The sequence below is a fragment of the Saccharococcus thermophilus genome, assembly GCF_011761475.1.
GTDB lineage: Bacteria > Bacillota > Bacilli > Bacillales > Anoxybacillaceae > Saccharococcus > Saccharococcus thermophilus.
This window is the reverse complement of sequence record NZ_JAASRS010000001.1, coordinates 2549586-2571015: the sequence shown is the minus strand read 5'-3', so window position 1 is coordinate 2571015 and position 21430 is coordinate 2549586. Positions and strand designations below refer to the sequence as shown.

Here is a 21430-nt window from a genome sequence, read left to right as displayed (position 1 = left end):
GATGCTGGCGATGTTTTTTTGGACATTCGTTGTTGGCGGGCTGATTTGTGTCATCGGACAAATTTTAATGGACGTGTTTAAATTAACTCCTGCCCATACGTTGACCCTATTAGTCGTCATTGGCGCTATTTTGGATGGATTTGGCCTATATGAACCGCTGATTGATTTTGCCGGCGCCGGCGCGACGATTCCAATCACGAGCTTTGGCAACTCCCTTGTCCATGGAGCGATGCAAGAAGCGGATAAACACGGGATTATCGGGGTGCTGACGGGAATGTTTGAAGTGACGAGCGCCGGCATTTCCGCGGCCATTGTTTTCGGTTTTATCGGCGCACTATTATTCCGTCCGAAAGGATAGGAGGGAAAAGCGATGACGGTTGCTTCGCAAGTAAAACAAAGTTTAGCAAGCTTAAAAAGCATTCATGCCGGATTGCAGGAACTCGCCCTTGTTTCGCGGGATGAAGAAGCGCAGCGAACATTTCATGAAGCGATGATGATGACGGAAGAAATCATTGCCGATATCAAAAATCGCATTGGCAAACTGGAACGAGAGGAGCCACAATACCATGGAAAGTAAGGAGCATGCCCGATGCCTGTATGGTTAGAAGTAGCAATTCGTTCAATTTCCATCATCATTGGCTTGTTTATCATTACGCGAATACTGGGAAAAAAACCACTATCCAAACTCTCATTTTTTGAGTATATCATCGGCATTACGGTCGGCGATATCGCTGGAACGTTGTCAATGGATTTAGGCATTAGCTTGCAGGAAGGGATTACAAGTATTTTGATTTGGTCGTTATTTCCCGTGCTCACTTCTCGCATTGCACTGCGAAATAAAAAATTCCGAAATTTTGTGGAAGGAAATTCCACTATTTTTATCAAGAATGGAAAAGTATTAGAGGAAAATTTAAAGAGAGAAAAGTATACAGTAGATGAACTTCTTGAACAACTTCGCAAAAAAGATGTATTTCGCGTGGCAGACGTCGAATTTGCCGTTTTGGAGCCAAATGGCGATTTAAACGTGCTGTTGAAACGGGAAAAACAGCCGCTAACGGTCGGCGACGTATTTCCAAATCCGCCATCGGAAAAAGAGCCGCAAACAGTTATTATGGATGGCATGATTTTGGATGAGCCGTTAGCGACAATGGGGCTGAGCCGCGGCTGGCTCAAGCAGCAGCTGGACAAGCAGGGGGTTGCCATCGAAAACGTATTTTTGGCGCAAGTTGATTCTTACGGACAGCTGACTTTGGATTTGTATGATGACAAAATCCAAATTTCCGAGCCGCAAGAGAAAAAACTGTTGCTAGCAGCGATCAAAAAAGTGCAAGCGGATTTGGAATTATTCGCTTTGCAAACAGAGTCAAAAGAAGCAAAGGAGCTATATGAAACAAACGCTGAAAAAATGCAAACATTATTGCAAAAAGTGGAGCCATTTTTAAGAAACTAAGGGAGGCATCATAATGGAACAAAAACGAACTCGAACAACCGACGAAGAAATTACGATTGAATTGAAAAAAAGCGACCGTGTGCAAAGGGCCAATACGACGGATGAAGAAATATCGATCGAATTTATGCACGGCGGAAACAATGTCACGTACCAGCCAAAAGATGAGGAAGAGATTGAGTATTAACAGGCGTGTTGGCGAGTATAATGATTGATCAATGATTTTTTGTATTAGAAAAAATTTTTCCCGATACGGTCATCGACCGTTAAAAAGCATTCCTGTTCTTTGATAAAAAGTTGAAAATGCGAAAAAAGTGATATGGATACAACTTCTTTATGGGAAAAGCCGCTGCGGAATCTTCATCCGACAAGCGGCTTTTTCTGTTTGTAAAAACTTATACGGTTAATGACTGCAAAAACTCTTTTACTTCTTCTGGCGTTTTCGCATTGGCGCTATGGAGATGGGCAATTTTTTCACCATTTCGGAATACGAGTAAACTTGGGATACCCATAACTTGGTATTTTTCAGCAAGCTCTGGAAAATCGTCGCGATTGATTTCGAACCAATCGTATTGCGAATATTCGTGAACGATATCATCGATAAACATGTTCATTCTTGTGCAATCTGGGCACCATGTCGCATAAAACTTTACAATTACCGGTTTGTCCCCTGAAATGACCTCTTGGAATTGTTCTGCCGTTTGCAGCTCTTTCAATGGAACTTCCTCCTTAAACGAAGTAGTATCGCTTATACTTTATCACATTTTTGTGGAAAAAAAGAATTCATATGCCTTGGCACATTGTTTCCCGAGTTGCATACACAAATGGTAAGAAAGGAGGCGGATATGGTGAGCAAGGAGTTAGAAAAAGCGCTAGAAACATGGGCAAATTCGAAAAAAGAGGGGCATGAGCAGTTTATTAAGGTGTTTGAAAAGTGGGGAAGTGACTTTGATAAACAAATACGGGAAATCGAAAAGTTAAATAACCAATTTTTAAAAGACATCCAAGGGAACTTAGATTATATAAACAAATGGTTTGCGAAAAAGGAAAACGAGTTTGCGAAGCTGTTTCGGTTATTTGGGTAACATATTCCACATGTGCCTATACCAGTTGCACGTGCGATGAATACGATAAAGTAACAAAGCGAAGGAGGTGCACCATATGTTTGGATGCTGCGGTTTCGGTGGTTACGGAGGTTACGGTTACGGAGGTTACGGCTACGGCTATGGCGGTGGCAGTAGCTTTGTGTTGATTGTTGTGTTGTTCATTTTGTTAATTATTGTTGGCACTTCGTTTGTGGGCTAATGTCATGTAACGGGTACGGGCTGTTTGATTCATCGGGCAGCTCGTACTTTTTCTTTCTGATGCATGCACTTATTGTATTTCACTTCATACGATATAAGAGAAAAAGGAGGATTTGGTAAATGGATAACCAGTTTTTTAAGAATATCGAAAAGAAAACAGGAGTAAATATGAAAGACGTATTGGAATTAGCGAATTCTTTGCAAAATGCCAACTTTAAAGATGAAAAAACAGTGCGTCACGTTATCAAGCGCGTCGCGCAAATCGCCAATCGGAAAGTGCCAAAAGAACTGGAAGACCAAATCGTCAAAACGATCATTCAAAACGGAAAACAGCTTGACTTCAGCACGATTGCCAACATGCTGAACAACAAAAAATAAGCAAAAGGGAGCTTTCCGAATCGGAGCTCCCTTTGCTATTTCCTATGTATTTTTATTTCTCTGGAAAAGGGGAATAAAGCCGAAAATGGAAAATCAACCATAAAAAAGAACCGTACCATTGCTTGATACGGTCTTTACCACGTTTTGACCATCGTGACATGCGGAATTCCGGCCTCCATAAACACATCCGAAACGGTTTTGTATCCGAGTTTTTCATAAAACGATTCGGCATGTGTTTGCGCATTTAATTTTAATTTTGACACACCTTGCTGCTTTGCAAATCGCTCAATCGCTTCCATGATCAGCTTTCCCGCCCCGCGGCCGCGGTATTGCGGCAGTACGCAAATTCGTTCAATTTTTCCAAGACCGTGATCAACGATGCGAAATCTACCGGCGCCGATGGGCTTTCCGTCATCATACAACACAAAGTGGGTCGCTTCTTGTTCAAATTCATCTATTTCCTCTTCTTCTGAAACCTGCTGTTCTTCAATAAAGACAATTCGACGAACGAGCAAGGCATCGTTATATAAAGGAGTGTCACTTTTTTTTCCGATGGCTACGTTCATGCTATTCCTGACCCTTTCCTCCAACCAAAAATGTTTCATATACTGTCCAAGAGCCATTTTCCAATTGATATAGAAGATGGAAACGATCGACCGTTTCTTCAAAATGAACGTCTTGCATTCGCAATTGTCCGTACACATCCGCATACTCCGCGCTTGGCAAATCACGGCCAATAGTAATATGAGGGACAAATACAAATTCTGGCTTATCGGCAAAGATTCCACTGTGGAGACGTTCATGGAGGCGCTGCAACGTTTCATTTGGTTCTACCTTCAAATAAATGACATTGCTTGCCGGATAAAACGAGCTGAATTTCGTCACTTTTAACGGGATGACATCCGTTTCCGCGGCAATTTTGCGCAGTTCTTTCACCATTTCTCCAATTTGCTGGCCATCTGCCTCAAAAGGGTCTTTCAACGTAACATGCGGCGGGATGAGGGAGTAATGGCTATCGTAACGCTTCCTATAGGAATTGGCAAAATCCTGTATTCGTTTCGAAGGAAATAAAGCAATACCATATTTCATAAAAAATCCCTCCTTATGATAAGTAGTACTTAATTATAACAAAATTCCGAAAAGTACGGTAGTGTTTACGAAGAAAGGAGATAAGCGATGGCACGCGGAACGTCAGGCTGCCAATACGTCCATGCATGACCACCATCAAATTCGCTGTATTCATACAAAAATCCTTTTTGGATAAATGCTTCACGTGCCTTTCGGTTTGGAGTGATAAAATCGCGCACGTTTCCGTCCGTCGTTTTTACCGCTGTTTCGTTTGTCCCTACCGAATGATAAATTTGCAATAATGATGGCTCGGAAAATTGCCGGATTTTTGCGATGATGCCTTCGTCTATATATGGCGACTGCATCGCAATTTTTCCAAATGTATGCGGATACAACAGTCCTGCCATCAAGGATACCGTGCCGCCGAGCGAATCGCCAATAAGCGCGCGCCCTTTTCCAATTTGGTACGTAGGAAACGTTTGATCTAAAAACGGAACAAGCTCATGGGCCAAAAAGCGTAAATACTGGCTGTTTTTCTTTCCGTTTGGATGGTATTTCTCATAGCGGTCCTTCACATCATGATACGGAATTCCGATGACAATGGTGTGATCAATCTCGCCGTTTTCCATCAGCTGCTCGATTACACTTTTTATTTTTCCATACATAAAATAATCTTTTCCATCCTGCGCAATTAAAAGAGAATATTTATGAAGCGGAGAAAAGGTGCTTGGCAAATATGCAAGCAGTGTTACTTCTTCTTCGAGCTCATTGCTGTAAATCGTATAGTCATGCATCGTTCCTTTTTGTGTCGCCATGATGTGTCCTCCAAAAAATAGCGATTCATCTGTTATTGTAACATATTTTTGCTAAAACATGTTAATAAACGCCGCCGAATTGTGCGGGTTTTTAAAAAGATAAACGATTTTTTGCTGTTTTTGTCAAAAAACTGTTTCAGCAAAATATGTACTGCAATCAGTTAGAACATATGAAAAACATAATGAGTTTTTCCGGCGTTATAAAAATTACTTGCAAAATTATTATGAATGGGTTAAATTTTTAGATAATAAAAAATGAATATCGGCAAGATGCGTTCTTATCGAGAGAAGCGGAGGGAACTGGCCCTGTGAAGCTTCAGCAACCAGCCAAGTATTGGCCAGGTGCTAAATCCAGCGAATTGAGTTTTCAATTCGGCAGATAAGAAGAAGCACTGACAAACGTATGGAAAAGTCTTCTTCTTAGAAGACTTTTTTTATTTTACAAAAGAGGGAGAGAGATAAATGGAGAAACTCGAGACATTGTTAGCGCAAATCGGAAACCGAAGCGAAACGGTAACAGGGACGGTCAATCCGCCTGTCTATTTTTCGACGGCATACCGTCATGAAGGAATTGGACAGTCGACGGGGTTTGACTACATCCGTACCGGCAACCCGACGCGCAAAATCGTCGAAGAAGCGATCGCCAAGCTCGAGGGCGGCGATCAAGGCTATGCGTTCAGCTCCGGCATGGCCGCAATTCAAACGGTGTTGGCGCTGTTTGAAAGCGGTGATGAATTTTTAGTTTCCGCCGACCTTTACGGAGGTACATATCGCTTGTTTGAACGCGGCTGGCGAAAATATGGTTTGTCTTTTCATTATGTAGATTTTCGCGACATACGATTAGTAGAGAACACGATTACCGAAAAAACGAAGGCGATTTTTTTGGAAACGCCGACCAATCCGCTCATGCAGGAAACCGATATCGCAGAAGTAGCGAAGCTGGCGAAAAAATACGATTTGCTTCTTATTGTCGATAATACGTTTTATACCCCGGTTCTGCAACGTCCGCTTGAACAGGGGGCCGATATTGTCATTCATAGCGCAACGAAATATTTGGGCGGCCATAACGATGTATTAGCTGGTCTTGTCGTGGCAAAGGGAGAGGAGCTTTGTCAACGCTTGGCGGAGTATCATAACGCGATCGGCGCCGTGCTTTCGCCGTTTGATTCGTGGCTGCTCATCCGCGGCATGAAGACGTTGGCGCTTCGGATTCGCCAGCATGAGGAAAACGCGAAACGAATCAGCGAGTTTTTAGCATCTCACGAAGATATTACCGATGTATTATACCCAGGAAGAGGCGGCATGTTATCGTTCCGCTTGCGTGAGGAAAAATGGGTCAACCGCTTTTTGCAAAGCTTGCGCTTAATTACGTTCGCCGAAAGTTTAGGAGGAGTGGAAAGCTTTATTACGTATCCGGCGACGCAAACGCATGCCGATATTCCAGAAGAAATCCGCATCGCCAACGGCGTCTGTAACCGGCTGCTGCGCTTTTCCGTCGGCATCGAACATGTCGAAGATTTAATCACCGACTTAGCGCAAGCGCTGAAAAACATGAAAGAGGTGTAAGAGGATGGAACAACAAGTTTCCTTTCAAACCAAACTGCTTCATAACAAATGGAAAATCGATCGGCAAACAGGGGCAGTAAGCGTGCCGATTCAGCATGCTTCAACGTTCCATCAATTCGATTTTGACACATTTGGCAAGTATGATTACAGCCGCTCTGGCAACCCGACGCGCGAGGCGCTCGAAGAAACGATCGCCGAACTAGAAGGAGGCGTGCGCGGCTTCGCTTTTTCCTCCGGGATGGCGGCGATTTCGACTGCGTTTCTTCTGCTATCCAAAGGTGACCATGTGCTCGTGACCGAAGATGTTTATGGCGGCACGTATCGCATAATCACCGAAGTGTTAAGCCGTTTCGGCATTGAATATACGTTTGTGGATATGACCGATTTGCATGAAGTTGCTACCCATATTCGTCCAAATACAAAAGTGATCTATGTCGAAACGCCGTCCAACCCGCTCTTAAAAGTAACCGATATTCAAGGAATTGTCAAATTGGCGAAAGCCAATGGCTGTTTAACTTTTTTGGATAATACGTTTATGACTCCCGCGCTCCAGCGTCCGCTTGACCTTGGCGTCGATGTCGTTCTTCATAGCGCGACGAAGTTTTTGGCAGGGCACAGCGATGTCGTGGCGGGGCTTGCGGTGGTGAAAGACGAGGAATTGGCGAAACAGCTGTACAAATTGCAAAACGCGTTCGGCGCCGTGCTTGGAGTGCAAGATGCGTGGCTGGTGTTGCGGGGATTAAAGACGCTGCACGTTCGCCTCAAGCAGTCGTCCGAATCGGCGCTCGCCATCGCCCGCTATTTATCTAGCCACCCGAAAGTGGAGGAAGTGTATTACCCAGGGCTTACGCACCACCCTGGACATTCGATTCATCGCTATCAAGCCTCGGGATTTGGCGCGGTATTATCGTTCCGCCTCGCCGATGAAGAAGCGGTGCGGACGTTTGTGAAACATGTTCGCCTCCCTGTATTCGCCGTCAGCTTAGGGGCGGTCGAATCAATTTTGTCCTATCCGGCGAAAATGTCGCACGCCGCGATGCCGAAAGAGGAACGAGAGCGGCGCGGCATTACCGACGGCCTGCTGCGGCTTAGCGTTGGCCTCGAGGCAGTGGAAGATTTAATCGCCGATTTCGAGCAGGCATTATCTCATGTCAAAGAAACACCATCCGCCGTTTCCGCGCGTTGAAAGAAAAAGGTATGCGTCAAAAATACGGGCGCATACCTTTTTTGATGATGCTGTTTTCATCCATTTTCATCGCCACTAAAAAATTTTTAAAAAAGTATTTGACAAATCTACTGCTCGTCCATATAATAAAGAGTGTGTCCAACAGAACAACATGATTCCGTAGCTCAGCTGGGAGAGCGCCACCTTGACAGGGTGGAGGTCGCTGGTTCGAGCCCAGTCGGAATCACTAAAGTGTGGAGCTTGAAATCCTTGCGTATCAAGGGTTTCAAGCTTTTTTGTTTTATTAGCAATTGTGTTAAAATCTCCGTGATTTAAAAACTTGCACAAAACTTGCACCTTTAGTGAACTAAAGGGTTTTGACTCTGTTTTAAGAGGGCGTTTTCAAATTTCTCTGCCGCTTGTTCTTGTAAATCATCACTGACATGTGAGTATAAATCTAAAGTTATACCGACGCGGGAATGCCCCAAGCGCTCGCTAACCACTTTTGGATTTTCGCCTTGCTGCATTAAGATGGTTGCATGTGTATGCCGCAAATCATGGAAGCTTATACGTGGTACATTTGCTTCTTCGATCAAGCGATAAAATTGTCGTAACAAGTTTCGTGGATCAAGAGGTTTTCCGTCGTCAGTGCAGACAATTAAATTGTTATCTTGGTATTGAACACCCAATTTCTCCTTTTGAAATTCTTGTTTTTGTTTATGTTTTTTTAATACATCTACAACATGTTGAGAAATCGAAATTTGCCTTTTCGATTTTTTTGTTTTAGGCTCTTTAAAAATTAATCCTTTGCCTGAGACAAAGCATAAGCTGCGCTTGATGCGGATTTTCTTATTCTCAAAATCCACGTCATCCCATTTTAGTCCTAAAACTTCTCCACGTCGCATTCCTGTGAAAATCGCAAGAAGGTAAGGGATCTCCATAGAGCTATCTTTAATCAGATTCAGAAATCGATTTACCTCATCCACTGTCCATGTAATTTTTTCTTCACTTTTCACTTTGGGCGGTTTAGCATTCTTTACAGGGTTCACTTTAACCAATGACCATTTTACCGCTTGATCAAATGCTTGATTGAGCAAATTATGCATTTGTCGGATATATGCACCTGAATACCCGTTGTCTAACTTGTCCACATAAAAACTGTCAATATCAAATGTTGTAATTTCATTAATTTTTTTATGTTGAAAATACTTCATAATATGATTTCTGATTACATATTCTCTGCTTTTGGCGGTAGTTATTTCTACTGTTCTTTTGTAAGAGGTGTTAAACCACCGCTCCATGAACATTGAAAAATCTTCTGTACTTTCTTTAAAATAACTTCCATCATCGACTTGGTTTTTAATTTTAAGAAGTTCTTTCTTCGCTTCAGTCTTTGTACGAAACGGTCCGAAACTTGCTTGCTTTCTCTTACCGGTAACTGGATCTTTCCCTACATCAATTCGAAAATAAAATCCTTTTTTCTTTTCTTTAATTAACTTGTCAAAGTTCATCATTACACCCCATTCCTAGTTGGAATAGTGTGCAGTATGTGGTTAAGTAAATACTATCAAAATAATACTTTGGAGGAAAGGATTACATTATTAAAAAGGAAAACATCACGATCATGAAAAAATAAATATTCAGATTTTGTAGAGGCATACAATTGCACATCGTATAACTAAATATGATACAAGTATTGCTTAACCATATCATATAAAATATAAACAATTGTAGGAAAATCCAGATAAGACTGAGGAAACCGTAATCACAAAGGGGTTATACATTCTATTTTTCTAATTATAAGTAGTGAGAGTGATGATTACTGCTAATTACTAAAAAAATCCTTTACAATCTTCTAATAATCGTAAAATTTCCCCTATACCATTAAAAAATCGATTAAAATAAGATCGAGGTAAGTTAGAAAGGGGAAAGTTTGTGTATGGAAAACTTAAGAGAATGGGTTGAGAAACACTGTCATTTATGGGAAGAGCTTGAGGTTGACAGAAATCGATCTTTTAAACCGAAAAGATTCACAATTAACATTAGAAAAGATGTGTTGGCCCATCAAATAGGTGATGAAGTTGAAGAAATTGCTACATACGTAAAGCCATCTATGAAAACAACTCCTTATGATTTTTTAAATGAACTAATTATTAGTTCACTTAAAAAGCGTGAAAAGGGAAAAGCATTACATTCTGTTGTGGAGGGGCGCCTAAAAAAGTTTTCATGTTTCCTTTACTTCGTGACCGTAACAAAGAAATTTAACAAGAGTGATATACAACTTATAGAAGCATTTAAGAAAGGTGATAAAAATGAAAAACTGGAAAATATATCACGTGAAAAGGAGGATCCTAACGATAACAAATCTGTGTTGGTTGAAAAAATTGTTTATGTCGGAATAAGTACGGATCTTATCGGTAGGTACAAAGACGGACATAAGGTTACCCAAAAATTAAATGATCCGAAATGGAACAAAAACTTACATGAGAAAAAAATCTATATCGCCACTGTTGAAGTTAATGCAGATGTTGGCAGCGAACAGGGCGTTGATTTACCATTAGAGGTTCTAAAACCATATAAATTAGTTGATTCCATTCTCCATTTTCTTGAATCATTTTTTATAGCTTATTTCGGAGTGCCTGAATATAACAATAAGGATACATTGCCTAAAATTGATTTTCCTAATTGGCCTTGGATACCATTTGTCGAGGATATGAATATACCTAAATATGATAACTCAATACTATTTGGTGAAGATATTGAAATTAATGTTAATAAGAAAATAGAAATTTTAGAGCCCTCGATTGACCTAAAGCTACGAGAGCTTGAAAAACTTAAAAAACAAAAACTAAAAAGACAAAAAACAACCTCGTCTTAAATCTAAGACGGGGTTGTTACCCAATTCTCCGACAATCCTCCTATCCATATGCTTCAAGCGAATCAAAAACATCCTGTTTGAATCTCTCAATGCTTTGGTTTGACCTGCGATTATGGGCATAGCGCTAATGATTGCCTTTTTTGATCTGTAGTGTAGGCTTCGTAGGTAGCAATCATTTCAACCTCGATTTCATTAAAGACATCTTTTAAATCAATTATCAACTACAGGGAATGCACCTTATCTATGGTTTATTAAGTATTTTTCCTTTATATTGTAGTTGTTTAAACTTAGCCGATCTGCAATTTGATGAATTTATAAATGTCATCAAAATCTTTTTCCGTCAGATTATGAAAATATATGTTGCTCAAGTTCATTTGTTGATTGACGCATCATTTCCTCGTTAGAGTGTGAATAATAGTCTAATGTAACTTGTACACGCGAATGACCTAATATGTCACTAACAATTTTCACATGAACACCTAGCTTCATTAGCAACGTTGCCGCTGTATGCCGTAAACCATGCAAGTTAATTTGTTTAACGTTTAATATCTTTACCGTTTCCCTAAACTTGCGTGTTAAATAATCCGGATCGATAGGTTTGCCTTTATCGTTAATAAATACAAAGTTTTCGCTATTGTAACTGTCCCCTAATTTTTCTCTCATTTCATCTTGCAAAGCTTTTTCTTTTCGCAAGACTTCAACGATAGCATCAGGGATAGGAATTACTCGATTGTCAGAACTGTCGGTTTTCGTTTTTGGTTTATATTTTAATCCTTCGCCCTTTCGTCTGTATAATGTACCGTTTATTGTGATAGCTTTATTTCCAAAATCAATATCTTCCCATTGGAGTCCTAAAAGTTCTCCTCTTCGAATCCCGGTCACCACACCAACCAAGAATGGAGCCACCAATCCTTTTTTCGAGGCAGCTTCTAAGAAAATATTCACCTCTTCTTTCGTCCACGCTTTATTTCTTTTACTTTTGTTATTCTTAACCACAGGTTTTTGAGCACTTTCCATGGGATTAACTTTGATTAATCCCCATGCTACGGCTTTTTTAAAAGCTTGGTTAAGCAAACTGAAAATGATATGAAGATATGATTCTGATAAATCTCTTTTCTCTTTTTCTTCATGTTTAGCTTTTTTCTGTGGATTTCTACCGTTTTTCCGTAACTCGGCAAAAAATGTATCGATTACACGTGTATTTATATCTTTGATATGCATTTTGCCGAAATAAGGAATAAGATGGCCATCAACAATGTATCTTCTCGTTTCGATAGTTGTTTCGGATTTATTTTGACAGTATACAGTCTCAAACCATTCATTAATGAATGATTCAAAATCTTTAACTGGCGGCTTAAAATAAGTTCCTTCCATAACTTGTGTTCTAATTTTTATAAGTTCTTTTTTGGCTTCAGTTTTCGTTTTGAACGGCCCAAAACTTTGTTGTCGACGCTTGCCGGTTATTGGATCTTTTCCGACATCTATACGAAAGTAGTAGCCTTTAGCTTTTAGTTTTATTAATTTATCAATATCCATACTGAATCCCCTTTACATATATAACTTAAATTTAAAGATTCGATTTTTTACGGATAAGAGCTTTTCAAAAATTTTTTTGACTGTCTGAGTCAAGTTACTGATTTGCTTCAGGCTCGCTAATGTGAGAAGATGAAATGCAAACATCAAGTTACACCCGTACATTATTTTTTAGTACTGAATGGAGAAATCATTATTTGTTAGTCCCCTGTTTCTGAGATAGCCATTGAAAAAACTCATCGCGGTTAACCCTCATAGAGCGTCCGAACTGTATAAGCGGAAATCCGTCCTGCTTCATCAACTCGTATGCGGTCGGTTTCGAAATTTTTAATAACTCCGCAATATCCCCAGCTGTTAAAAAGGTACCGTCAAGAATTTTGTGTAATGTAAATGGGGTAGGGTTTCTCTGAAATGGATTTGAATTGATAGGGGACTGATTTTCTCCACACAGGAGACTGAATATTCAGTCTCTTGTGTGGAAAGGGAGAATCCCCTTATTTTGTTTATTTACAATATTTGGTTAACAATAACGTTCTTCAAACATTCGTTGAAGGGCTTCCTGCGCTTCGGCAAATCCTCTTAACTTTCGCCCTGCCCATTTCTCATTAAAATCTTGGATGGTCAAATACACGACTTTTTCCGCGGCTTCTAAACTGCTCAAACTGTTCATCGGCTTTAGACGTTTCCGAATCTCTTTGATCGTTCGTTCGATGACATTCGTCGTGTAAATCACACTTCGAATACTGCTTGGATAATCCATAAATGTAAGGAGGACATCCAACTCATTGGCCCAAGATTGAACTTCTCTTGGATATTTGCTGGACCATTTCGACTCAAACTGTTGAAACATTTGTAACGCCATCTCCTTATTCGGCGCGCGATAAATCAGCTTGAGATCCTCGGCCACTTCGAATTGGTCTTTTTTCCGAACACGGCTGAGGGTGTTGCGGACTTTGTGCACGACACAGCGCTGCACATCGGCTTTCGGATACACCGCCTTAAAGGCTTCCTCCAGCCCCGGAAGGCCATCGAAGACGCCAAGAAGCACTTCCTTGACGCCTCTTTGGTAGAGGTGTTGAAGAATTTCCTGCCATCCATAGGCGCTTTCTTGTCCTCCCACGAAGAAATCCAGAATTTCTCGATACCCTTCTTCATTCACTCCTAACACCACATAAATGACTTCTTTCTCTACCGTATCGCGGCGAAGTTTCACGTACAAGCCGTCCAAATATAAGACAGAATAACGTTTGGATAGTGGACGATGGTGCCATTTCTCGATGTCTTCTTTCACGACATCGGTAATACGGCTGATCGTCGCTGGAGAATAAGCATTTCCTAGAATTCGTTCGATAAACTTGCCAATTTCCCGTGTACTCATGCCACTTTGATACATCCTAATGATGGCTTCCTCCAGCCAGCCGGTGTGGCGTTGATAAGGGGCAAACAACTGTGTTTGAAATTCCCCGTTTCGGTCTCTTGGAACCAAAAGACCCTCAATCCGGCCATATTGCGTATCTAGATTTCGCTGATAGTAGCCGTTTCTCATATTCGGCGTTCCAGCCTGTTCGATTTCGAGGAAATGTTTGATTTCTTCCCGCATAATCAGCTCTAATTTTTCCTTCACAAACTGACGAATGACACTTTCCAGTTGATTTGCCCAGTCGACATTCGGTATACTTCTTTTAGACATAGGTAGGGTACTCCTTTCTCTAAGATTTTTGGTCCAATCAGAGAATACCCTACCTTTTTTCTTTTGTTCTAGCAAAATGCTTTACACAAACTTTTATACATCATCGTTAAAAAAATTGGTAAGTCTTCTTGATTTTTATATTTCATATCTGAATCCTCCATGTAAATTTAAATAAATTAAAATACCTGAATTTTGATTAACCGGTTAATCATTAACACTATAGCTTCGAAATTTTTTCTTTCGAATACTTTTTGACTCAAAAAAATTATTTTTTTCATTTCAGCGTTTAAATAAACTAAAACATCAAGTTTTGGATTAATTGATCAATATTTAAACAGGATAAAGAAATCGTTGCGAAATAGCTACTTTAACAGGGCGAAAAATTCCCACGGCGAAATAAGCTACTTAATAAACGGGAGAAAAGACACCCTCATTATAAGAACAATTTCCAACAAAGCTTTTTAAAAGCTACCAATACGGGGTGAAAGAAAAGAATATAGCTACTTGAACAGGGTGAAAATTTTTTTGATGGAAACCCTACCTTAAACTAGATGAAGAATCGGCGGTAAAATAGCTACCTAAACAGGGTAAGGTAAAAAAGCTACTTAAACAGGCTGAAAGAATAGCAAACGAAATAGCTATCTAAATAGGGGTAAGAGGATCATCGTAAAAAAGCTATCTAAGCGGGGTGAGGAAATCACCAATAAAATAGCTACCTAAACGGGGGAAAGAAATCACTACGAAATGGCTACTTAAACAGGGCAAAAGATTCTTCTGACGAAAAAAGCTACTTAAAACAAAGTGAAGCAAACAATAAAACTAAATAACCTAAAACAAAAAAAAGAACAAATGTTTTTTGTAATATCAATACTTTTTAGTAAAATTATAGATAGGTATAATTCTACAAAAATGGACATATAAATGTATTAAGAATCGACATAAAAGTTATTCAAGTTACAAAAAGCCTCAAATAATAAAGTAAACAAGTAATAAATTAAAAGTGAGGAGGAAATATGAGGGAAAAAAGACCGTTTCAAATTTTATCGATTGATGGTGGTGGGATAAAGGGACTATACTCTGCAGTTATTTTGGCTGATTTTGAAGAACGATATGGTCAGTTATATAAACATTTTGACTTAATTTGCGGTACTTCTACAGGTGGAATTATCGCTCTAGCATTAGCAGCAGGTATACCAGCAAAAGAAATTGTAAACCTTTATGTAAAACATGGTCCTATAATATTTCCATATAAAAATCCAATTTATCGTCTAATGCAGACATTTAAACAAATTTTTATTAAGTCTAAATATAGCGATGAAAAATTAAGGAGCGCTCTTAAAAGTGTTTTTGGGGAAAAACGAATAAAAGATTGTAAAACTTATGTTTTAATACCTACCTCAAATATTACAACAGGAAAACCGTGTATTATAAAAACTGACCATGGCGATAGACTAAACCGAGACAGTAATCATTTGCTAGTTGATGTTGCGTTAGCAACTGCTGCTGCACCGGCATATTTTCCAATACAAAAGATTCCGACGATGCCTAATTCCGATGATCAATTTGTAGATGGTGGTTTATACGGGAATAATCCGTCATTATTTGGCATACAAGAGGCATATCACTTTTTTATTGGGCAAGAAAATCATGATTATGAAAACTTTAGTCTATTATCAGTATCTACGTTGCATCAAAATTTTGGATTTCAAAGGATACTTGAAAATCGCCATCTCTCACTTATTCGATGGGGTCCCAAGTTAATTTCTCTGATGATAGATTTACAAACAATTTCTACCCATTTTCATATTGAGTATTTGAATAAGTCACTAAATGGTCACTATGTAAGAATTGAAAGTGAACCACTTACGGAGAAGGAAAGTAAGTTGATTAGTCTGGATATGGCCTGCGAGGAGTCTATCAACCTTTTGATAAAAAAAGGGCATGAAGCAAGTAGTAAGTGGATAGATGATCCACGCTTGCAACGCTTTTTTGAATTAGACAATCAGCAAAACAAAGTTAAGGGGTGAGCCAGTTGGCACAATGCAATGATCTATTTCTAAAATTTGATGAGAAAATTAAATTAAAGCCGGAAAAGAAGAAATATTTACGAACATCGAGAAATGCACTGAGGGAAAAAATTAAGGGTTATTTTGAAGAAACGTTAAAAGTATCTAAACCACAATTCTGGGGACAAGGTTCTTATATGATGAACACCACAATTGAACCGATTGAGGGAGAATATGATATTGATGATGGTGTATACCTCATGCATTTGGCCGACAAAAAAGAAGAAGATTGGCCAGCCGCCAGTACTGTTCATAACTGGATAGTGAAAGCAGTTGAAGGGCATACAAGTACGCCTCCAGTCAATAAAAATACATGTGTACGCGTTATTTATAAAAACGATTACCATGTTGATCTTCCTATCTATATAAAGGCTGAAGATGCAGAACATCCTAAATTAGCTCATAAAACAAAAGGGTGGATTGACAGTGATCCAAAAGCGTTAACAAATTGGTTTAATGATGAAGTTAAGAATAAGGGGGCTCAACTAAAACGAATCGTACGGTACTTTAAAGCATGGAAAGATTATAAAAAAGGGAACGATAAGTTTCCGAGTGGTATGATTTTTACCATTCTGGCTGCCAATCACTTTGTCGAAGGCTATGAAGAAGATGATGACTCAGCATTTGTTGCTACTGCTCAAGAAATTTATGACCAATTAAATTCATCCTTTAGCCTTAAGAGACCTGTTTTTCCTGAAGAAGAATTGCTCGATGGATGGTCAGAAACCGCAAAAACTAATTTCCTTAATAAACTATCTAATCTTATTAAACAAGGTCAAAAAGCGTTGGAAACAGTGGATAAGAAGGAAGCAGCTGATATTTGGCGGAAAATATTTGGTGATCGTTTTCCGGAGTATACTCCACCTGAAGAAAGAATGGACAAAGGGTATGCACTACAAACATCAAAACCGGCGGTGTTAGGAAATCATGGACGATCATCTTGATTTATTAGACGTCTATGCTCAGATACGAAACGAATCCGTTGAATATCTAATAAGTAAATATGAGGCTATTATTGTAGAGAAAAACGAAGGAACAAATGATTATCCTGTCACTCTACAGATTAAAACTATTGTGGCAGACTATGAAGTTAAATTATTGATTAGTCTGCCTTTTAACTTTCCGGATTCGTTTCCAAAAGTTAAATTAGACGAACATAGTTTTAGGAAATTATATCCTTTGCCACATTTGAGTAAGTCTAAAACACTTTGCCTTTTTGATGATGTATTAGCCAGTCCCAATCCGGCTAATCCTTTAGGTGTTATAGACGCAATAATTCAGAAAGCCAAGGAAGTTTTGACAAAAGGGGTATCAAAACAGAACTTCCAAGATTACACGGATGAATTTGAAACTTACTGGGATGAAGACAGTAAAGGAAGTTATTTGTCGATTGTAGAGCCGTCTGAGGTACCAAAAGAAGTTTATTTAGTCCCATTTACGTACGCAAATTGGCGCCAACAAGGAATTTTTGCAAATCAAAAAAGCGATGCTATTAACTGGGTTCAAAATTTAGGTGGAACGGTAAGAGAAGAGGAGATTGCAAAAGTGTTGTATATACCTTTATCTCAACCTATGCAGTTTCCTTTTCCAAAAAGCAATAGAGATATATACCATTTATTAAAAGACAATAAACTAGCCATACAGGCTCTTTCGGAATATTTGACTAAGCATAAAAGGCCGACAAAAGTATTGTTTTCTATGCAATCTGACGGTGATTATTCATGGGGGGTATGGGAGCATCTTCCCCCAATGAAAGAAGTAGTATTAAAATATAAAGGTTGGAAACGAATAAAAACTAGTATGGACGGCTTTAGAAAGGATAGTCGGCATGGATTGCTTGAGATAGTAAAGGAATTTCCAAAGAGAGAAATTGCAAAATACTCTGTGGAAGATGTTAGAGCAGTGCGCCTGAAAAAACGTGGCGGTGATGGTAAATCCGAGAATCATGGATTAAAAATAGCCATCATTGGTTGTGGAGCACTTGGAAGCCATATTGCGCAAAGTATGTTTGATATCGGAATAGAGCATTTACTATTAGTCGATTATGACGTTTTAAGTTTTGAAAACATCAATAGACATCTATGCGGAGCTAGTGATGTAGGTCAACCTAAAACAGAAGCCGTTAAAAGCAAACTGCGAAAACATTATCCTACTAGTCAAATACATGTTTATAACCGTGATGTTTTATCATTGTTAGCATTCAGTCCCAATGCTTTAAATTCTTATGATTTAATCATTGTAGCGATTAGTCACTTTCCGACAGAGTTGAGATTAAATCAACTGCAAATTCAAGGTTTAATCAACAAACCTATGTTACACGTATGGGTAGAACCTTACTTGGCAGGTGGACATGCTATTTGGATTAATCCAGAAGACAAAATTCATCTAAAAACATTATTTGATGAGAGCGGGGCTTATAAATACCAAATATTGAAGGATGGAAACAAGTATACTAAAAAGGAACTTGGTTGCAATACATCGTATGTTCCATATGGTGTATTAGAGTTAAAAAGATTTATATTTGACTTAATAATGTTTATTAAGCAACAAATAAATGTTGAACCACGTGAGAGTAAAGTATTTACATGGTTGGGAAATTTAACAGAGCAAAGAAAAAGCAAAAGGCTACTAGCACCGAAATGGGTAGGTGCCACTGACTTTTCTTTAAGGTTTTATAATTTAGAAAATAATCAAGAAAGTGTGGATTAACGTGATATATAAATTTGGCGAAAAACATGTAGTTTTTACCGAACAAGTAGTAAAAACGTTTGAAAAGTACAAACAAATAAAGAAAGAACAACATGAGTCAGGTGGGATTTTACTCGGTAAAGTGTACAAGGACGTCATTGTGATCGATATGGTTTCGGAACCATCAAAAGAAGATAAATCAGGGCGTTATTTTTTTGAGAGAAATGTTCGCAAGGCTCAAAAGATTATTGAAACAGCATGGAGTGAATCGAATGGAGAGAGGATTTATTTAGGTGAGTGGCATACACATCCAGAGCATACTCCTACGCCTTCAAATGATGATAAAAAGTTAATAAAAAACATGTTAAAAGACTCTCGTATGGAAATAGACTTTTTATTTATGGTGATAATCGGTATTACCAATAATTATGTTGCGATACAGCGAAAAGGACAAAAGCATATGGAGCCACTCAAAACAGTTAATCCCAAAGAAGGATTGGAAATAACACTTTACGAAAATCAAAAAGGGAAAATTTTTGGATTTAAAGTTGCGGGGTATACAAACTTTGCCCCAAATGGATACGATATCTACAATGCTGCGTTTTCACAAATTTTTTTTGGAACAATTAATTCTATCGTTACTCTAACAGGCGTATCCGATTATATTTTGGAAGAAGCAAGGCCCTTCATAAGGTTTGTTATTCCTCGCCTCCAAGATACTGATGATGAAAAAATTTTTATTCTCTTTGACTCAATGGTAGTTCAGATACAAATGGTGTTAGAAGAAATGAAGCAAAAGGGCCTAACAATGGTGAATGTTAAAGTCAAGAAATCTATTAATTTTTAGTGAATAAACAAATCATAATGGTAGGGGATCGAAGAAGATTCCTTACCTTTTTTCATAATCGCTCAAAATCTAATATTTAATAACTCACATTTCGCACCCTCTCGACGAAAATCGGGAGGATTTTTTCGTTCCGATGTCGAATGAATCCTTGACACACAAGGAACGTAAAGGAGTTTTTCACTTATGAACGTTCAAGTCAAAAAGGTCTATCGCAATTCTTATTTGAATATAATAAGTGCCCTATTCAAGAAACTGGGTCTGCCTCAATTGATTGACCATCTCGTGCCCGTCGATCCGCAGTGCCAAACGCGAGTCAGCGATGCCGTTCAGGCCATCCTCTACAATGTGTTTGACGGCCGGCAAGCCCTTGTTCACTTGGAACATTGGGCTCAGGAGGTCGATTGTGAGAAACTCATCCGTCCCGATCTCCATCCTTCCTGGTTGAACGACGATGCGTTGGCCCGTCATCTCGATCGCCTGTATGAGGCTGGCATTCACAACGTCATCAGCACTTGCTTGATTCATATTTATCGAAAAGAAGGCCTTTCCCTCCGAGCCTTCCACGCCGATACGACGGACAAGACCGTTTACGGCGCGTATGAATCGGCCTCGTTAGAGGCCTTACAAATCACACATGGCTACAACCGCCATCATCGTTGGCAAAAACAGATCGGTTTCGGACTGGTCGGCAACGAGGACGGCATCCCGTTTTACGGCGATGTGCACGATGGCAACCTGCCCGATAAAACATGGAATCCCGAGGTGCTGTCTCGTGTCCATGAACAGCTGAAGCAGGCCAAAATCGAAGACGAATGGATTTACGTGGCCGATTCCGCCGCGATGACGAAAGAGACCCTGGCGCAAACCAAAGCGGCCAACGCCTTTTTGATCACCAGAGGCCCTTCGTCGCTCCGGATCGTGAAAACCGCGCTGGCCGAAGCGGATGCTGAGGACACGACGTGGAGCGATCCCTTTACGTTGGCGGAGAGAAACGGCGCCACGTACCGGGTATGGGAAACGGCCTCGACGTATGAAGGCCACCCCGTTCGGCTGATCGTTGTTGAATCGAGCGCGCTCGACCAGCGAAAAGGAAAGACGCTTGAAAAAGAACGAACCAAAGAAGCGGAGCTTCTTCGCGAGGAACAAGCCCGTTGGGAGCGTCACCCCTTCTCCTGCCGGGAAGATGCCGAACAAGCCTTGGCGTCCCTCAAGGCGTCCCTTCGCCCCCGGTTTCATCGGGTTGAGGCCGCGGTCGAAGAGATCGTACGCCTGAAAAAACGGCGCGGACGGCCGAAAAAAGGGGCGGAACCCGAGGTGGAGACGCTGTATTTCTTGCACCTTGACGTCGAATTCGACCAAGACGCGTGGGAACAGGCGAGACGGAAAGCGTCCCGGTTTGTCCTTGTCACGACCGTTCCGAAGGAATGGAAGGGCCAACCCATGGATGCCCAAGAGATCTTGAAGCTGTATAAAGGGCAGATCTCGGTGGAAATGAACTTCGCTTTTTTGAAAGATCCGTTTTTCACGGATGAGATTTACGTCAAAAAACCAGAACGGGTCGCAGTATTAGGCTATTTGTTTCTGTTGGCCTTGGCTATTTACCGCGTTTTTCAGCGCCGAGTGCGTCAGTTTATTACTCCAGAACACCCGTTGAAGGGTCCTGGAGGCCGCAAGCTGACCCGGCCGACGGGACAGGCGATTTTTCAGCTGTTTCAATATGTGAACGTCGTCCTGTTCAAGCTGCCGGATGGGCGCATCCAACGCTCACTGGATCGCTCCCTTACCCCTGATCAGCGAAGGATTCTGCAGGGATTGGGCATGGATGAGAGCATCTACGTGTAACGTGATACGGAACGACCAGCGATGGTAAAAAAAGGATTGCCATCGCTCGTTGTGTTGGTCAAAAAGTTATTCTGAAAAACTAAATAAAAAATCCTTTGTTTTGACCTTGTTAGGGTGCGAAATGTGAGGTGTAATGTAAGATA

At 40.1% G+C, this 21430-nt stretch carries 22 protein-coding genes, 1 tRNA gene, 1 pseudogene and 1 riboswitch; of the genes and pseudogenes, 16 read left to right on the top strand and 8 right to left on the bottom strand.

Going from position 1 to position 21430, the window contains the following annotated elements; all coding sequences use genetic code 11:
* The first annotated feature begins 1 nt into the window (after position 1).
* Genes spoVAE through BDD39_RS13325 form a run of 4 tightly spaced genes read left to right on the top strand, consistent with a single transcriptional unit; the run spans position 2 to position 1634 of the window.
* Positions 2-358 (top strand): stage V sporulation protein AE, encoded by a 357-nt coding sequence (gene spoVAE / locus BDD39_RS13340; RefSeq protein ID WP_166911376.1) that lies wholly within the window; start codon positions 2-4, stop codon positions 356-358.
* 12 nt (positions 359-370) lie between these two features.
* The gene (locus tag BDD39_RS13335) at positions 371-577 is read left to right on the top strand and encodes a DUF1657 domain-containing protein (RefSeq protein ID WP_166911374.1); all 207 of its coding nucleotides are present in this window, start codon (positions 371-373) and stop codon (positions 575-577) included.
* Positions 578-589: 12 nt separating this feature from the next.
* The gene (locus tag BDD39_RS13330) at positions 590-1450 is read left to right on the top strand and encodes a DUF421 domain-containing protein (RefSeq protein WP_166911372.1); all 861 of its coding nucleotides are present in this window, start codon (positions 590-592) and stop codon (positions 1448-1450) included.
* Between the two features lie 13 nt (positions 1451-1463).
* Entirely contained in the window at positions 1464-1634 is a 171-nt protein-coding gene (locus tag BDD39_RS13325) for a hypothetical protein (protein WP_166911370.1), read from the top strand.
* A 208-nt stretch (positions 1635-1842) separates the two neighbouring features.
* Here BDD39_RS13325 and BDD39_RS13320 read toward each other — a convergent pair whose 3' ends face one another.
* Entirely contained in the window at positions 1843-2163 is a 321-nt protein-coding gene (locus BDD39_RS13320; protein ID WP_166911368.1) for a thioredoxin family protein, read from the bottom strand.
* Between the two features lie 132 nt (positions 2164-2295).
* Here BDD39_RS13320 and BDD39_RS13315 point away from each other — a divergent pair, with 132 nt between their 5' ends.
* The 3 genes and pseudogenes from BDD39_RS13315 (at position 2296) to spoVIF (ending at position 3129) form a co-directional block, all read left to right on the top strand.
* Complete coding sequence (locus tag BDD39_RS13315; protein WP_166911367.1) at positions 2296-2532, top strand: hypothetical protein; 237 nt, start codon at positions 2296-2298, stop codon at positions 2530-2532.
* A gap of 136 nt (positions 2533-2668) precedes the next feature.
* A pseudogene (locus BDD39_RS16480) lies at positions 2669-2752 on the top strand (YjcZ family sporulation protein); the annotation flags it as partial.
* A 119-nt stretch (positions 2753-2871) separates the two neighbouring features.
* Entirely contained in the window at positions 2872-3129 is a 258-nt protein-coding gene (gene spoVIF / locus BDD39_RS13305) for a sporulation-specific transcription regulator SpoVIF (RefSeq protein ID WP_166911363.1), read from the top strand.
* A gap of 134 nt (positions 3130-3263) precedes the next feature.
* Here the strand turns inward: spoVIF and BDD39_RS13300 are convergent, their stop codons facing one another.
* From BDD39_RS13300 to BDD39_RS13290, 3 genes are all read right to left on the bottom strand, one after another.
* The gene (locus BDD39_RS13300) at positions 3264-3695 is read right to left on the bottom strand and encodes a GNAT family N-acetyltransferase (RefSeq protein WP_166911361.1); all 432 of its coding nucleotides are present in this window, start codon (positions 3693-3695) and stop codon (positions 3264-3266) included.
* A 1-nt stretch (position 3696) separates the two neighbouring features.
* Positions 3697-4218 (bottom strand): YjcG family protein, encoded by a 522-nt coding sequence (locus BDD39_RS13295; protein ID WP_166911359.1) that lies wholly within the window; start codon positions 4216-4218, stop codon positions 3697-3699.
* 65 nt (positions 4219-4283) lie between these two features.
* On the bottom strand, positions 4284-5012 hold the full coding sequence (locus tag BDD39_RS13290) for an alpha/beta hydrolase (protein WP_166911357.1): 729 nt from the start codon (positions 5010-5012) through the stop codon (positions 4284-4286).
* Positions 5013-5287: 275 nt separating this feature from the next.
* A riboswitch (SAM riboswitch) is annotated at positions 5288-5398 on the top strand.
* Between the two features lie 76 nt (positions 5399-5474).
* Between BDD39_RS13290 and BDD39_RS13285 the strand changes: the two genes are divergently transcribed.
* The 3 genes from BDD39_RS13285 (at position 5475) to BDD39_RS13275 (ending at position 7990) form a co-directional block, all read left to right on the top strand.
* Positions 5475-6578, top strand: a complete 1104-nt coding sequence (locus BDD39_RS13285; RefSeq protein WP_166911355.1) for a methionine biosynthesis PLP-dependent protein — start codon at positions 5475-5477, stop codon at positions 6576-6578.
* 4 nt (positions 6579-6582) lie between these two features.
* Positions 6583-7764, top strand: a complete 1182-nt coding sequence (gene metC / locus BDD39_RS13280) for a cystathionine beta-lyase (protein WP_166911353.1) — start codon at positions 6583-6585, stop codon at positions 7762-7764.
* 153 nt (positions 7765-7917) lie between these two features.
* A tRNA-Val gene (locus BDD39_RS13275) sits at positions 7918-7990 on the top strand.
* Positions 7991-8102: 112 nt separating this feature from the next.
* Here BDD39_RS13275 and BDD39_RS13270 read toward each other — a convergent pair.
* Complete coding sequence (locus BDD39_RS13270; protein WP_166911352.1) at positions 8103-9257, bottom strand: site-specific integrase; 1155 nt, start codon at positions 9255-9257, stop codon at positions 8103-8105.
* A gap of 425 nt (positions 9258-9682) precedes the next feature.
* Here BDD39_RS13270 and BDD39_RS13265 point away from each other — a divergent pair, with 425 nt between their 5' ends.
* Entirely contained in the window at positions 9683-10621 is a 939-nt protein-coding gene (locus BDD39_RS13265) for a hypothetical protein (protein WP_166911350.1), read from the top strand.
* A 345-nt stretch (positions 10622-10966) separates the two neighbouring features.
* Here the strand turns inward: BDD39_RS13265 and BDD39_RS13260 are convergent, their stop codons facing one another.
* The 3 genes from BDD39_RS13260 to BDD39_RS13250 all read right to left on the bottom strand — a co-directional run bounded on the left by BDD39_RS13260 (position 10967) and on the right by BDD39_RS13250 (position 13844).
* Complete coding sequence (locus BDD39_RS13260) at positions 10967-12157, bottom strand: site-specific integrase (RefSeq protein ID WP_166911348.1); 1191 nt, start codon at positions 12155-12157, stop codon at positions 10967-10969.
* Positions 12158-12347: 190 nt separating this feature from the next.
* Positions 12348-12530: a helix-turn-helix domain-containing protein gene (locus BDD39_RS13255; RefSeq protein ID WP_166912413.1), complete on the bottom strand. Its 183-nt coding sequence runs from the start codon at positions 12528-12530 to the stop codon at positions 12348-12350.
* A gap of 144 nt (positions 12531-12674) precedes the next feature.
* Positions 12675-13844: an IS256 family transposase gene (locus BDD39_RS13250; protein ID WP_166907073.1), complete on the bottom strand. Its 1170-nt coding sequence runs from the start codon at positions 13842-13844 to the stop codon at positions 12675-12677.
* A gap of 1013 nt (positions 13845-14857) precedes the next feature.
* On the opposite strand from BDD39_RS13250, the gene BDD39_RS13245 reads away from it, so the two are divergent.
* The 5 genes from BDD39_RS13245 to BDD39_RS13225 all read left to right on the top strand — a co-directional run bounded on the left by BDD39_RS13245 (position 14858) and on the right by BDD39_RS13225 (position 21287).
* The gene (locus BDD39_RS13245; RefSeq protein WP_166911346.1) at positions 14858-15871 is read left to right on the top strand and encodes a CBASS cGAMP-activated phospholipase; all 1014 of its coding nucleotides are present in this window, start codon (positions 14858-14860) and stop codon (positions 15869-15871) included.
* A 5-nt stretch (positions 15872-15876) separates the two neighbouring features.
* A complete protein-coding gene (locus BDD39_RS13240; RefSeq protein WP_166911344.1) occupies positions 15877-16854 on the top strand; it encodes a CBASS cGAMP synthase in 978 nt (325 codons plus the stop codon).
* The gene (locus BDD39_RS13235; RefSeq protein WP_166911342.1) at positions 16838-18619 is read left to right on the top strand and encodes a ThiF family adenylyltransferase; all 1782 of its coding nucleotides are present in this window, start codon (positions 16838-16840) and stop codon (positions 18617-18619) included. The genes BDD39_RS13240 and BDD39_RS13235 overlap by 17 nt, the downstream gene beginning before the upstream one ends.
* Position 18620: 1 nt before the next feature.
* Entirely contained in the window at positions 18621-19445 is an 825-nt protein-coding gene (locus tag BDD39_RS16690) for a ribosomal-processing cysteine protease Prp (RefSeq protein ID WP_166911340.1), read from the top strand.
* A gap of 183 nt (positions 19446-19628) precedes the next feature.
* On the top strand, positions 19629-21287 hold the full coding sequence (locus BDD39_RS13225; protein ID WP_015863777.1) for an IS1634 family transposase: 1659 nt from the start codon (positions 19629-19631) through the stop codon (positions 21285-21287).
* Positions 21288-21430: the final 143 nt, after the last annotated feature.